This window comes from Alkalihalobacterium sp. TH-98, from assembly GCF_057473385.1.
Genome location: NZ_JBYCKM010000004.1, coordinates 155,780 through 168,929, shown reverse-complemented (window position 1 = coordinate 168,929; position 13,150 = coordinate 155,780). Strand labels below are relative to the sequence as shown.

17 protein-coding genes are annotated in these 13,150 nt (G+C 36.7%); 12 read left to right on the top strand and 5 right to left on the bottom strand.

What is annotated here, in order from left to right; genetic code table 11:
• Positions 1–342: 342 nt before the first annotated feature.
• On the bottom strand, positions 343–465 hold the full coding sequence (locus AC2VNP_RS01460) for a hypothetical protein (RefSeq protein WP_486915421.1): 123 nt from the start codon (positions 463–465) through the stop codon (positions 343–345).
• 118 nt (positions 466–583) lie between these two features.
• Between AC2VNP_RS01460 and AC2VNP_RS01455 the strand changes: the two genes are divergently transcribed.
• Positions 584–904 carry a YuzD family protein gene (locus AC2VNP_RS01455; protein ID WP_486915444.1) on the top strand — a complete coding sequence of 107 codons (321 nt, stop codon included), beginning with the start codon at positions 584–586 and terminating at the stop codon, positions 902–904.
• A 115-nt stretch (positions 905–1,019) separates the two neighbouring features.
• Here AC2VNP_RS01455 and AC2VNP_RS01450 read toward each other — a convergent pair whose 3' ends face one another.
• On the bottom strand, positions 1,020–2,657 hold the full coding sequence (locus AC2VNP_RS01450; RefSeq protein ID WP_486915419.1) for an FAD-dependent oxidoreductase: 1,638 nt from the start codon (positions 2,655–2,657) through the stop codon (positions 1,020–1,022).
• A 198-nt stretch (positions 2,658–2,855) separates the two neighbouring features.
• Between AC2VNP_RS01450 and AC2VNP_RS01445 the strand changes: the two genes are divergently transcribed.
• The 3 genes from AC2VNP_RS01445 (at position 2,856) to dapF (ending at position 4,423) form a co-directional block, all read left to right on the top strand.
• Complete coding sequence (locus AC2VNP_RS01445) at positions 2,856–3,092, top strand: YuzB family protein (protein WP_486915442.1); 237 nt, start codon at positions 2,856–2,858, stop codon at positions 3,090–3,092.
• Between the two features lie 232 nt (positions 3,093–3,324).
• Complete coding sequence (locus AC2VNP_RS01440) at positions 3,325–3,564, top strand: hypothetical protein (RefSeq protein ID WP_486915417.1); 240 nt, start codon at positions 3,325–3,327, stop codon at positions 3,562–3,564.
• Between the two features lie 10 nt (positions 3,565–3,574).
• Positions 3,575–4,423, top strand: a complete 849-nt coding sequence (dapF, locus tag AC2VNP_RS01435; RefSeq protein ID WP_486915415.1) for a diaminopimelate epimerase — start codon at positions 3,575–3,577, stop codon at positions 4,421–4,423.
• Positions 4,424–4,471: 48 nt separating this feature from the next.
• Here the strand turns inward: dapF and mqnE are convergent, their stop codons facing one another.
• Complete coding sequence (gene mqnE, locus AC2VNP_RS01430; RefSeq protein WP_486915413.1) at positions 4,472–5,566, bottom strand: aminofutalosine synthase MqnE; 1,095 nt, start codon at positions 5,564–5,566, stop codon at positions 4,472–4,474.
• A 479-nt stretch (positions 5,567–6,045) separates the two neighbouring features.
• Between mqnE and AC2VNP_RS01425 the strand changes: the two genes are divergently transcribed.
• Together AC2VNP_RS01425 and AC2VNP_RS01420 are read left to right on the top strand one after the other, a co-directional pair.
• Positions 6,046–6,252: a Spo0E family sporulation regulatory protein-aspartic acid phosphatase gene (locus AC2VNP_RS01425; RefSeq protein WP_486915411.1), complete on the top strand. Its 207-nt coding sequence runs from the start codon at positions 6,046–6,048 to the stop codon at positions 6,250–6,252.
• A gap of 50 nt (positions 6,253–6,302) precedes the next feature.
• Entirely contained in the window at positions 6,303–6,656 is a 354-nt protein-coding gene (locus AC2VNP_RS01420; RefSeq protein ID WP_486915409.1) for a HesB/IscA family protein, read from the top strand.
• Between the two features lie 233 nt (positions 6,657–6,889).
• Here AC2VNP_RS01420 and AC2VNP_RS01415 read toward each other — a convergent pair whose 3' ends face one another.
• Positions 6,890–7,183 carry a hypothetical protein gene (locus AC2VNP_RS01415; protein WP_486915407.1) on the bottom strand — a complete coding sequence of 98 codons (294 nt, stop codon included), beginning with the start codon at positions 7,181–7,183 and terminating at the stop codon, positions 6,890–6,892.
• A gap of 228 nt (positions 7,184–7,411) precedes the next feature.
• On the opposite strand from AC2VNP_RS01415, the gene AC2VNP_RS01410 reads away from it, so the two are divergent.
• Complete coding sequence (locus AC2VNP_RS01410; RefSeq protein WP_486915405.1) at positions 7,412–7,618, top strand: alpha/beta-type small acid-soluble spore protein; 207 nt, start codon at positions 7,412–7,414, stop codon at positions 7,616–7,618.
• Between the two features lie 89 nt (positions 7,619–7,707).
• Here the strand turns inward: AC2VNP_RS01410 and AC2VNP_RS01405 are convergent, their stop codons facing one another.
• Positions 7,708–8,700 carry an NAD(P)/FAD-dependent oxidoreductase gene (locus AC2VNP_RS01405; protein WP_486915403.1) on the bottom strand — a complete coding sequence of 331 codons (993 nt, stop codon included), beginning with the start codon at positions 8,698–8,700 and terminating at the stop codon, positions 7,708–7,710.
• Between the two features lie 391 nt (positions 8,701–9,091).
• On the opposite strand from AC2VNP_RS01405, the gene AC2VNP_RS01400 reads away from it, so the two are divergent.
• From AC2VNP_RS01400 to AC2VNP_RS01380, 5 genes are all read left to right on the top strand, one after another.
• Positions 9,092–10,294 (top strand): NAD(P)/FAD-dependent oxidoreductase, encoded by a 1,203-nt coding sequence (locus AC2VNP_RS01400; protein ID WP_486915401.1) that lies wholly within the window; start codon positions 9,092–9,094, stop codon positions 10,292–10,294.
• 290 nt (positions 10,295–10,584) lie between these two features.
• Positions 10,585–10,740, top strand: a complete 156-nt coding sequence (locus AC2VNP_RS01395; RefSeq protein WP_486915399.1) for a YuiA family protein — start codon at positions 10,585–10,587, stop codon at positions 10,738–10,740.
• A gap of 136 nt (positions 10,741–10,876) precedes the next feature.
• Entirely contained in the window at positions 10,877–11,206 is a 330-nt protein-coding gene (locus AC2VNP_RS01390; RefSeq protein ID WP_486915398.1) for a YuiB family protein, read from the top strand.
• A gap of 182 nt (positions 11,207–11,388) precedes the next feature.
• Entirely contained in the window at positions 11,389–12,030 is a 642-nt protein-coding gene (locus AC2VNP_RS01385) for a deoxynucleoside kinase (protein WP_486915396.1), read from the top strand.
• A gap of 334 nt (positions 12,031–12,364) precedes the next feature.
• On the top strand, positions 12,365–13,051 hold the full coding sequence (locus tag AC2VNP_RS01380; RefSeq protein ID WP_486915394.1) for a 3D domain-containing protein: 687 nt from the start codon (positions 12,365–12,367) through the stop codon (positions 13,049–13,051).
• Positions 13,052–13,150 lie beyond the last annotated feature (99 nt).

Here is a 13,150-nt window from a genome sequence, read left to right as displayed (position 1 = left end):
CAGATGATAGAGTGGTTGGGTCAAGCGGTTTGGGCTTGATGCATCCACGGCATCATCTATGCTTTTAAAAAGTGAAGAAGGGTCTACTGTTTCCATAATACGAGAAACTAAAATTCGTTATTTAGGTGTCCACTTTCTTGACATAGGTCCACAGAAAACTTTATTTTGATAAAAACCATCATTTTAGCAAAGTTAGAGGACTCAGAAGCCCTTATTTACTACTTTCTTTGTTGTTTTTTTATGAGTTTAGGCAAATAAGAGCCTCTGAGGCCGGTAAACACTTAAATAAAGGGGTTTTTCTTGAAATAAGGTCCACTCAGTCCGCTAAATAAAAAACGGTTACTACCTCTCTCTACAACTGACCGTATTTAACCTGGACCGCTCCAGTCCTATGCCGCTACCAATCGCTTGCACTTTTCGTTGTCTAGCTCCAGGGTCCATCGGCTCGAGGTCGCTTCGTTCCATCTAACGTGTCCAAGAGCAGGACACTAATAGATGGCCCTCCAGCGCTTGTCGCCGATAAGCAGGCCCCTTGCACTTTTCTCATATTACAGTGTATGATCGATTTATTAATTTGTTGAGGGTGATCGATTTGAGTAGTGTAACGATTAGTATATACGGTGCGGAAGTGAAATGTGCAAGTTGTGTCAACTTACCAACTTCTTTAGAAACGAAAGAATGGTTAGAAGCGGCACTTACTCGGAAATATCCAGACGTATCGTTGCAATTTAGATACGTTGATATTGAACAGGACGAGATCACAGAGGCGGATCAAGGTTTCGTTGAAGCGATCCATAATGACGAATACTTTTACCCGCTTATTGTCATTGACGGTGAAGTTGTCGCAGAGGGTAATCCAAAGTTAAAAGCGATAAGTGACAAAATAGAAGAAATGATTAAATAATCTTTCGGCCCAAACTATTCAACCCAATAAAATATGTCCAACGGCAAAAATAAAAATAGGGCATGGAGTATAGTCTCCATGCCCTTATTCAATCTAGCTGTACTTCTGTATAAAATCAACCAGAATGATATTTGTACATCCAAAGCACGCCGCTTTTAAGTACACGTGGTACACGGCCTAATAAAGTACGTTCTCCCATTAGTCCGAACCCGTGTTTCTTCCCAAGTGAACCGAGCACACCTTTTAATTTAATCTTAGGAAGTGTTTCAGGTATAGTTTCACCGTTCCAACGTTTTTTCAACACCATGACAATTTGTTCACCTTGGCCTTCAGCAAGCTGAGCACTTGGTGCGTGTGGTAAACTTGCGCAGTCACCGACAACGAAAACATTCTCGTCATTTGGCAGGTGATGATGAGGAGTTAATTTAACTCGACCTTGCTCATCTTTATCTGACTTTAAATTTCTAACGACTTCAACCGGCTGAATACCAGCAGTCCAAATAATGGCATCGCAATGAATTGGTTCGTTATGGTTATATAATGTATTTTCTTCAACAGCCGTAATGTTTGATTTATTGACGACTTCTACACCGTGGCTTTCAAACCAATTTTGCACGTAAGAACTTAAGCGGTGAGGGAACATGGATAATACAATTTCACCACGGTCAAATAACTTGATCGTTAAATCCGGACGACTCTCGCGTAGTTCACTCGCTAGTTCGACCCCACTTAATCCTGCTCCAACAATGGAAACAACAGCATTTGGGCGCAAGTTACTAAGGGTTTCATACGTTTTACGTGTTGCTTCCATGCTTTGGATACTTAATGTGTGTTCAGGTGCGCCGGGAACATTGTGATATTTATCTTCACAGCCTAAACCAATAATTAATGTATCGTATGAAAAAGCATCCTCATCTGCTAAATGAATTAACTTATTTTCTAAATCAATATCTTCTACCGTAGCATATTTAATTTTTAATCGTTCGTCATCTGGGAAGTGGACACGAATATGATGATCTGATTCGGTACCCGCAGCTAGTGCATAATATTCCGTTTTTAAACAATGATAAGGCATTTTATCAATCAATGTTACTTCAATATTGTTAGGTAGATCGTTAGTTAGTAAGCGTTGTAAAACTCTCATACCACCATAGCCGCCACCTAATACTACGAGTTTATGCATGTGATGATTTCCCCTTTTTTCTAGTATTGCCTGTAAACAAATGGTGACTAATTCCATCATTTGTTTAATTACATTATGCTTTGGCTGTCTGTCGGCAAACATGACAAGGCCATATAAAAATTGACTATTTATTAAGTGACTCCATCGTTTAATACATACATCTGGCTTCAGTTCGTTCGCTTGTATGGCTTGGTCTAATAATGCTTCCCAATATGTATGAATAATCTGATCTGATTGTAAGGAATGGACCCACATTTTTACTGTTAATTCAGGGTTATCGTTATAATCTGCTAACAATTCCGCAATTACTCTTTCAATCTTAAATAAAAGCGTTTTCTTCTTAAAGTAAGCTTCATTCATTAATGAAGTAACCGCTGTCAACCGCTCAGCGATTAAGGTTTGTAATATTGATTCTTTTGTAGGAAAATAATTAAAAAAAGTACCTTTTGCAACAGCGGCTGCTTCGGTAATTTCTTTTACTGTCGTTGCGTCAAATCCGTTCTCACGAAAAAGAACAATTGCAGCACTGACAATTCGTTCTTTTGTACGTTCTTTTTTATTTTTTTCCATTTCAGTACTCCTTAAAAGTGACCGTGGTCAGTTTGAATTATAACAATTCCATGTCTAAATAACAACAAATTTGTGAAAAATTTAAGGACTTTTAATAAGGAGTTTATGAGTATTTTTGATAAAAACATGTTAAGATTGATTTATTGTACTAAAGGATGTAGCATAATGGCAGAGTGAGAAATAGAGGTGATAACTGTGATAAAACCAATCGTAGAATTTTGCCTAAGTAATTTAGCTAGCGGTAGTCAAAAGGCAAAAGAAGAGCTAGAGAGAGACCCTAATTTAGACGTGATTGAATACGGGTGCTTAGGTCATTGCGGCCAATGTGCTGTATCGCATTTTGCTCTAGTAAACGGCGAGTTTGTATATGGGGAGTCAACGGACGAATTAGTAAAAAACATCTATATATATATTGAAGAGAATCCAATGTTTTAAAAAAAGCCAGCTCTTGAAAAGGAGCAGGCTTATTTTATAATGAGAATAAATTATCGACTTAAAGAGTAATCGTAGATAATCTAAATCCCATGCCACTACGCCTTAAGGGCAAAAGTGGAATAAATAACCTTATTATGTTAAAGCGGGCTTTGAGATCCTACCATGCCAGTTTGATATACTTTTATAAAAATTGATCTGTAACTCATTGCAAGCTATTAAAGGAGTGTTTCTATTGGATGTCATTCCATTTGAAAATACGTGGCCTTATGAAAAAGTAATGAAAGATATTTACTTTAGTGAATGTCCATATTGCGAGACAGAGAGTGTCTTGCTTCATATAAAAGAAAGTGACTTAAAGAGAGCGAAGGAAGGGATAAAAACGATAGTTGTTATGCCTTGCTGCCGCCATAAAATGACAATACTAGAAGCAGATGATGATTACTTTTGGACGGATGAAAAGTTAAGAAAGTGAGGAACTTCTGATGAAATTCACAAAAATGCATGGATTGGGAAACAGTTATATCTATGTCGATATGTTTCAAGAACAGTTGAAGGAAGAAGAACTTCCGCAACTAGCCGTAGAGGTAGCTGATAAAAATAAAGGAATTGGTTCAGATGGAATGATTCTTGTTTGTCCGTCTGAAGCAGCTCCAGTAAAAATGCGAGTTTTTAATAATGACGGATCGGAAGCGAAAAATTGTGGTAATGGCTTACGCTGTGTCGCAAAGTTTGCTTATGAAAAGGGCTATGTTAGGGATACGACGTTTCAAATTGAAACACTAGGCGGCTTAGTAGAAGCGACCGTCCACTTAATAGGGGAACAAGTAAAAGAAGTAACGGTAAATATGGGACAGCCTCGATTAGCGCGTAAAGATTTACCGATGATTGGTGACCCAGAAGGTCAAGTCATTGCTGAGCCAATTGAGCGAAATGGTCATGCGTTAGAGATGACCGCAGTCTCGATGGGTAATCCACACGCCGTATTTTTCGTCGATCAAATTGCTGACGCGCCTGTAGAAACGTTAGGCCCTGTACTTGAAAAGGACGAGATTTTTCCTGAATGGGTTAATGTAGAGTTCGTTGAGGCAATAAATGCAACTGAACTGCACTTTCGTGTATGGGAAAGAGGTTCTGGGATCACACAAGCGTGTGGAACAGGAGCATGCGCTGCTGTAGTAGCTGCCGTCTTAAATGACAAAGTGAAAAAGGGTGAAGAGATCACGGTTCACTTACTAGGCGGCGATTTAAAAATCACTTGGACAACAGATGGCGATGTCCTCATGACAGGGGCAGCTGAAACGATTTGTACAGGTGAATATATTCGAAAGTAGCAACAAAAAAACGGTCTCCATTTGGAAGACCGTTTTTTTTTTATTTAATTAATATTTCTTAACGATGTTATAGAATGTATCACGTTCTACTGGTGTTCTGCCAGCTGTTTTGATCAAGTGGATTAACTCGTCACGAGTAATACCAGCTGAAGTTAATGCACCGACAGCATGCGAGATACGCTCCTCAATTAATGTACCGTGAATATCATCAGAACCGAACGTTAATGCCATTTGTGTTAGCTGAACGCCGATATTAATCCAATAAGCTTTAATATGATCGAAGTTATCTAGCATCAGTCGGCTGATCGCTACTGTTCTCATATCATCAAAAGCAGATGTTCTACGCTTTAAGCCCGCATTAATAGAACGTGGCTGCATAGCTAGCGGAATAAATACCATATAACCGTTTGTACGATCTTGAAGCTGACGTAAGCGATCCATATGAATCAGGCGCTCTTCATATGATTCAATCGATCCGTACAGCATTGTGGCATGTGTTTTTAAGCCAAGTCCATGAGCAATTTCATGAGCTTCTAACCATTGATCCGTAGATGCTTTATCTGGACTCATTTTCAAGCGGTAACGCTCTGTTAAAATTTCAGCTCCCCCGCCAGGCATAGTATCTAAACCAGCTTTGATTAGCTCTTCAAGAACTTCTTTCATTGAGATCCCGGCAATTCTTGAGAAGAACTCAATTTCAGCACCAGTATAAGCTTTTACTGTAGCTTGTGGATAGTGTTTTTTCAATGTGCGGATCGTATCTAAATAGTAATCAAAAGGCACTTCATGGTTATGGCCACCAACGATATGGAATTCACGAATGTTATCGTTCCATCGATCGCTAACGTACTTTAGTAAAGCTTCTTCGTCCATTGTGTAAGCCCCTTCTTCACCCGGCTTACGCTTAAAGCCACAGAAACCACAGTTCGCTTCACAAACATTCGTAGGATTAATGTACATATTTTCGATAAAATAAACGTTATTTCCATTCTTTTTTAGATTGGCTTCGTTTGCTAGTTGAGCTACTGCTAGAAGATCTGGAGTTTCGTATAAATACAGTCCGTCTTCAATTGAAAGACGTTCACCATTTTGTATTTTGCTTGCAATTTCTTGCATGCGTTTGTCAAGAGTAAGTGTAGACATTAAATTACCTCATTTCATTATATTTGGCTGCATAAAAGCACATCGTGTAGCAGCACCAGTATTTAAAATTTTTTTTAACAAACTTAACGTATAGAAAAATGATAGAAATCTATTCAAATGGTTTTAAGGATAATTTCTTAATAACTAGATCATATAAATTAATGATATTGTACCACTGATATCATTATCCCCCAAGTTATGCGAAACATTTTGTTTTTAAATGTTCTTCTATTATACTATCAAAAAAAAATAAGAAAAAGAAAGAAAGAAGAATTGTAAAAAACTAGATTATTATGTTTAATATTCTTTCGATAAGGGTAAACCTTTAGTACGAGGGCATTTTTCAACGTGGATTTTTCTGAAAAGATATTGAATTCGAGACATTTCGTCTTTGTAAACAATGGGTCTTTTTGGTAAAATAATAAGTAAAGTTGTCCTTTTAAAAAGATAAATAAGGACTAAGGATAGGGGTGAGTGGTTTGGAGAGGATTTGTTGTGAAGAGTGCCTGTCGACAATTGAAGTTTTAAGAGAAAAAATGGTATCAACGGCTCTACAATATGGATTTAACCACCCACTAGTGTTGGAGTACAGTCAAAAAATAGACGAAAAACATAATGAAATATTAACAAAGCAGAAAAAACAAATGTTTTTTAACCAAAAGGTAAAAGAAAACGTCCTTCCTTGAGAACAATATGTATAGGTAGTAAAATAAGATATAGTAGAGGAGGGATTTGAATGTTAACCATAACAGAATCAGCGATTGCTCGTATCAAAGAGATGTTAAATGATGAAGAGGAGCAAGGGTTAAAGCTTCGAATTGGTGTGAAGGGTGGAGGTTGTAGCGGCCTTTCATACGGCATGGGCTTTGATAAAGAAGAGCAAGACAATGATCAAAAATTAGACTATGATGGCATAGAAGTACTTGTTGATGAAGAAAGTGCGCCTGTCTTGAATGGTGTAGTTATCGATTATAAACAAAACATGATGGGCGGAGGATTTACAATTGAAAATCCAAACGCGATCGCATCATGTGGCTGTGGTTCTTCGTTTAGAACAGCTGAGAATGCTGGAAAACCTGAAGAGTGTTAATCACTAATATTAATGGGATAAAACCTTTTTAACGACTTTTCGTTAGAAAGGTTTTTTTACTTTTCATTATTACTGGCTCTGTTATCGTTTGGTGTTAATTTAGGTTCCTTTCTTCTAATTCTTAAAAGGAATTGTGAAGTAACATTCTGACGTTCAATCGAAATTTACAGATATTAACTTAAAAGTTTAACTAATAAAAATAACCGCCTCCACGTTGGAAGCGGTTCGAATCCTTAATTTGCATTTGCCTTGACTTCAATAGCACGCTTTTCTTTACTAGGCCCCATATGGAGCATGTAATGAATAGGATGTAACCCATGTGTATCATATGTTTCTTGCTCATAATGTGGGTTGTTCAAAATTTTAGCGTTTGTTAAATCAGTCCCGTGGAATGGTTCCTGTTTAATAATTACTTCCTTTCCACCAGGAGTAATAATTTTGTGTTCATGCGCTCCAACTGTACTTGCTGCTCCTAGTACAAACGTTGCGGCTAATGCCAAACTAATTCCTTTTTTAAATATTTTCACTATAAACAACTCCTTAACAGGTAAATTTTAAGGTGTTAAATACTTCTATGATAAGGTAAAAATCCCTTCAAATTGCTATTACTAAGTAAAAATAGATCTAAAGTCAAGATAGTTAAAATTGGATAAGTGAGCAAAGTCTAAATGGTTAAAATTGGATAAGTGAGCAAAGTATAAAATCATTAAATTGACATATGTTATACATACATTATACAAAAGGAGGAATTGATCATGGCAAACAACAACAATTCAAATCAATTAGTCGTACCAGGAGTGCAACAAGCACTTGATCAAATGAAATATGAGATTGCTTCCGAATTTGGTGTACAACTAGGTCCAGACGCTACAGCTCGTGCTAACGGGTCAGTAGGTGGAGAAATTACGAAGAGACTTGTACAAATGGCTGAACAACAATTAAATGGCGGCTTTGTAAAATAAAAATACAATACCCATACCACACCTCCACTATGTTGAATAGATGGCAAAAAGGCTGAACTAACATTCAGCCTTTTTGTTTTTAATGTTTATTAAAACATGCTCGAACTGTGACCAGGCTGGAGGCGAGCATCTGGGTCCATATAGAATTTAGCGTTGTTAACGGCAGTAGGGGCTTCACCGAAGCCGACTGCAATTAACTTTACTTTACCTTCATACGAAGCGATGTCACCCGCGGCGTAGATGCCTTTAACGTTCGTTTCCATTTTTGAGTTTACAATGATGGAGTTTTTATGGATATCTAGACCCCATTGTTTAATCGGACCTAGTGAAGAGATGAAGCCGTAGTTGACGATGACAGCATCCACATCAATCGTTTCTTCTTTATCTCCTCGAACTTCTTCAAGGACAACTTGAGTAATGTTCTCACCATCCCCAATTAATTCTTTGATTGCAAAAGGGGTTTGAATGTCGACCTTGGATTGGTGTAACAGTTCTACACTGTGTTCATGGGCCCTAAATTTATCGCGACGATGTACGAGCTTTACGCTTTTAGCAATTGGTTCTAACATTAGTGCCCAGTCAACAGCAGAGTCGCCACCACCGCTCACTAGAACATTTTTATCCTTAAATACACTTAAATCATTTACAAAATAGTGGAGATTTTTTCCTTCGTATTGTTCAGCCCCGTCCACTTCTAAACGTCTTGGTTGAAATGCTCCCGCGCCTGCAGTAATAATGATCGTTTTTGAATAATGTATCTCTTTATTTGTATGGATTTTAAACACTTTATCTTGTTGTTTTTCAATGCTTTTTACAGATTGTTCTAATGCAACGGTAGGATTAAATTTACTCATTTGTTCTTTGAGGTTATCCACCAATTCTTGAGCACGAATTTTTGGGAAGCCAGCTACGTCGTATATGTACTTTTCTGGGTATAAGGCGGAAAGTTGACCTCCCAACTGTGGCATACTTTCGATAATTTTCACTTTCGCTTGTCTCATTCCACCGTAGAAGGCTGTAAATAAACCGACAGGACCACCGCCAACGATCGTAATGTCATAAACATTGCGCTTTTCCGTCAAGACTATGCACCTCCACTTATTTGTCTAAATATTTAAAAATATGTTTCCAATTTAAAAAATAGACGTTATAATGGTAATTTTGAAGAAAGAATTTGTTAATAAAATACGGTAATCAAGTCGATTATACCGGTGACTATAAAACTTTACATTCCAAATAAATACACACATAAACGTACGGAAATAAGAAGAAATTATAAAAAAGATAGTTGAAAAATATAATAAAAACAAATATGATAATACATGTGGATTTGTGACTATTTATCGAATTAATTGTTAGCCTTTGTATAATTTTATAAAAAATTTTAACTTTTTAAGTGAAGTAAATCACAAACTAGTAAATTACTTCAGAGATTAACAGTATTTAACTAAAAAGAAAATGGAAGTGATGAAGTTGAATAAGCCAAAAATTGTAATCCTAGGAGCAGGCTACGGGGGAATGATTACAGCTTCTCGCCTAACAAAAGAGCTAGGTTATAATGAAGCAGACATTACATTAGTCAATAAACATAATTACCATTACCAAACAACTTGGTTACATGAACCAGCTGCTGGTACGTTAGATCCTGAAAAAACACGAATGAAAATCAGTGATGTTCTTAATCTAAATAAGATTCATTTCATTAAAGATGTAGTTGTTGATATTAAAAAGGATGAAAAGAAAGTGATCCTGGAGAAAAACAACGAACTGGATTATGACTATTTAGTGGTTGCTTTAGGTTCAGAGCCTGAAACATTCGGAGTTCCTGGGGTATTTGAACACGCATTTAGTAAATGGACGGTTAACGGTGCTCGTCAAGTGAGAGATCACATTGAGTATCAGTTCTCTATTTATAATAATGAAGACGAAAAGCGTGATGAATTATTAACATTCATTGTTGCTGGTGCTGGATTTACGGGTATTGAGTTTATTGGTGAATTATCTGAGCGTGTACCACAATTATGTGAAGCATATGATGTACCACGCGAAAAAGTGAAAATGTACGTCATCGAAGCTGCGCCAACTGCATTACCAGGGTTTGATCCTGAACTAGTTGAGTATGCGATGAATTTATTAGAAAGCCGCGGGGTAGAATTCAAAATCAGCTGTCCGATTAAAGAGGTAACTGAGCATGGTGTAATTCTTGCGGATGGAAATGAAATTAAGTCTGAAACGGTTGTATGGGCAACAGGTGTACGTGGTAACTCACTTATCGAAAAAGCCGGATTTGAAAACATGCGCGGTCGTGTAAAAGTGGAGTCAGATCTTCGTGCTCCAGGTCATGAAGAGATCTTTATCATTGGAGATTGTGCGTTAATCATTAACGAAGAAATCAATCGTCCATACCCGCCAACTGCTCAAATCGCGATGCAACAAGCTGCCGTTTGTGCATCTAACATTAAAGCATTAATTCATAATGCACCAACAAAAGGATTCAAACCAGACATTAAAGGTACAGTTGCATCTCTTGGTGGTAAAGAAGCGATTGGTATCGTATTTGATCGTAAACTTTACGGTTCTTCTGCAAACTTTATGAAGAAGATGATCGACAACCGCTACCTATACATGCTTGGCGGAACACCGCTCGTTCTGAAAAAAGGGAAAAACCCTCTATAACTGTATGTTCAAAAGCTGACTCACCCAGAGTCAGCTTTTTTATATTAGATCGTTCGTGGATAAATGAGGGTAGCAGGTACCTTTAGTGCACTAAAGGTACCTGCTACCGAAAAGATAACAATTTCTGTGAAAATGCTGTAATTCTTTAAATAACGTTGATTTTAAAAGAGAATATAATTTGGTTGCGCTTACATGATAATAATTAACTAAAATTTATGTTTTGCAATTTCACTGAACAATTGATAAAATTATCTGAAATATCAGAAATATTAACAGGGAGGTTATTATAGATGAAGAAAAGGCAAATTATTCTCAAAGACGGTCAATGTCCATACTGCAACGGAACGGGTTATTTTGAATTATTTTTAGGTGGCAGTGAGACGTGCGACCTTTGTTCTGGGCAAGGTGAATTAAATAAGAAAGTAGAAAAGAGCGTAGTATCTTAATACTACGCTTTTTTTTGTAATGTTCACTAGTCGTTCAATTATTCAATATTGACGCAGTAACGGAGATTAAGTAAACTAACATTTGTAGTATTATGTCTAATTTACTTAGTTAAGCTGCTTTTTTGGGGGTGTAGTTATGGATTTTCTTATGGGTTTGCCCGTTTTAATTATATCGGTATTATTATTTTTAATCTTGTTTTTTGGGATCGGTTTCTTATTAAATATGATTTTACGTTCAACATGGGTCATGGCAATTATTTATCCAATTGTTGTCATTCTAATTGTTGATAACGTTGGATTATTGGATTATTTTACTAACCCTATCACTTCTTTAAGAGCATTGGGATCTGATTTAATCTCATTGAAACCAGCAGACATTATAATTTTATCGAGCGGAATGTTAGGTGCTGTTTTATCTGGTGTCGTTATAAGGATGCTTAGAGCTAGAGGGTATCGAATGTTTTAATGATAATATGGTGAATAAGTTTGAGCTATTCTTTTAGCTCATCCTCAAGTAGTCGGTTGTTTTATCGCCGACTTCTTTGTTTTTATAGACCACACTTCAGGTTTACACCATTAGTTATACAATTTGCTTTTATATTTATTGATTATTTTTGGTTACAGTAACACTAGGAGATAGGTGATAAAATGGGAGATGATCAGGTGATAGTACTCGGCGGGATGATAGGCGTAGGAAAATCAAGTTATGCAGATGCTATTGGTAAATACTATGGAACAGAAGTATTCTTCGAATCAGTAGACAACAATCCAATACTGGATAAGTTTTATTCAGACCAAAAACGCTACGGATTTATGTTGCAAATGTATTTCTTAGGAACAAGATTTAATGCAATTAAAAAAGCGTTTCACCATAGACGTAGTGTTCTAGACCGTTCTATTTATGAGGATGCATTGTTTACGCAAGTAAATTTTGAACTTGGGAATATAGCTAAAGAAGAAAAAATGGTTTATGACATGGTGTTTAAAGAAATGATGGAAGAAATTGAAGGTATGCCAAAAAAGGCTCCTGATTTATTTATCTATTTAAGAGCGAACTTCGACACGATTATGTATCGAATCGGTAAGCGTGGCCGTGATTTTGAACAAGATGAAAAACTAATTGAATACTATCGTTACCTTCATAGTAAATATGATGAATGGATCTATAATTCTTATGACGCTTCTCAAGTGCTTACAATCGATGCTAACAAATACGATATCCATCAAGAAGAAGATGCTAAAGAAATATTTTCTCTTGTGGATAGCAAGTTAGGTTTGATGAAAATATAAGTCAGGCAGATAAATGTTTACAGTACAATTTAGTACAAAATGTTCTTGCAAATAAGTGTCTGACAATGGCATGGAAGTCCGCACAAAATGGAAGGACGGAACTCGAGCATATTCTAAATCCGTTATTAGAAAGCCTACATACAGAATGGAAATGGACTGAAAAAGAATATGGACTTACCTTTAAAGGTAGGTCTTTTTGTTATATCAAAATATTTATTTTAGGGAACTTTGTCGAGAAGTCAGAAAAGTATAAAAGCAGACTTTTTGTATTCCTTTTTTTTGAATAATTTCTTCGAAAGTGGAGAAGCTTAGTCAATGAGAGGGAGTGAAGAAAATGGAAATTGCGAAAAATACATTTCGCAGAATAGCCATGACAATAATGTTTGCTTTAGCGTTTTTCACAACTTATCATGCGATTGTAGGAGCAGGTGCACAAGAATTACCTATATGGTCTAAGCTTGGTCTTATTGAGTCACCTAGTGCAAATGATAATGGAATAAAGGATAGTAAATTAGAACACAAAGAATTACCTACATTTCAGCATATGTATGAAGCAAAATCACTACCAGTCATTGATACAAACTCTGTTTCATTAGAGGACGCAGTGGATTGGGAACAGTATCCTTCTAAGAAGGTAGTGGCAACAGGCTATACTGCAGGATATGAGTCTACCGGAAAACAACCTGGACATCCAAGTTACGGTATTACATATTCTGGCGTACAAGTCCGCAGAGATTTATATTCAACAATAGCAGCCGATCCTAATACTTTTCCTATTGGAAGTATTCTCTATATCCCCGGTTATGGATATGGTGTAGTCGCTGATACAGGGTCAGCGATAAAAGGAAATAAAATTGATTTGTATTATGATACGGTAGCAGAAGTTTTTGATCAATGGGGTAAACAAGAAGTAGAAGTATATGTTGTGAAAGAAGGAACTGGAAAGCTGTCTGAACAAGAACTTGCGGAATTAAATGAAAATGAAGCCGTACAAGTTTTTCGTAGACAAATGTCGTTCTAATCAACCAAAAATAAGAGACTAACAGCAGGGTACCAGGTACCTTTAACACAGTAAAGTGAAGCAATGTAAAGCGGCGTGGATTGAGCGAGCTTACTTGTA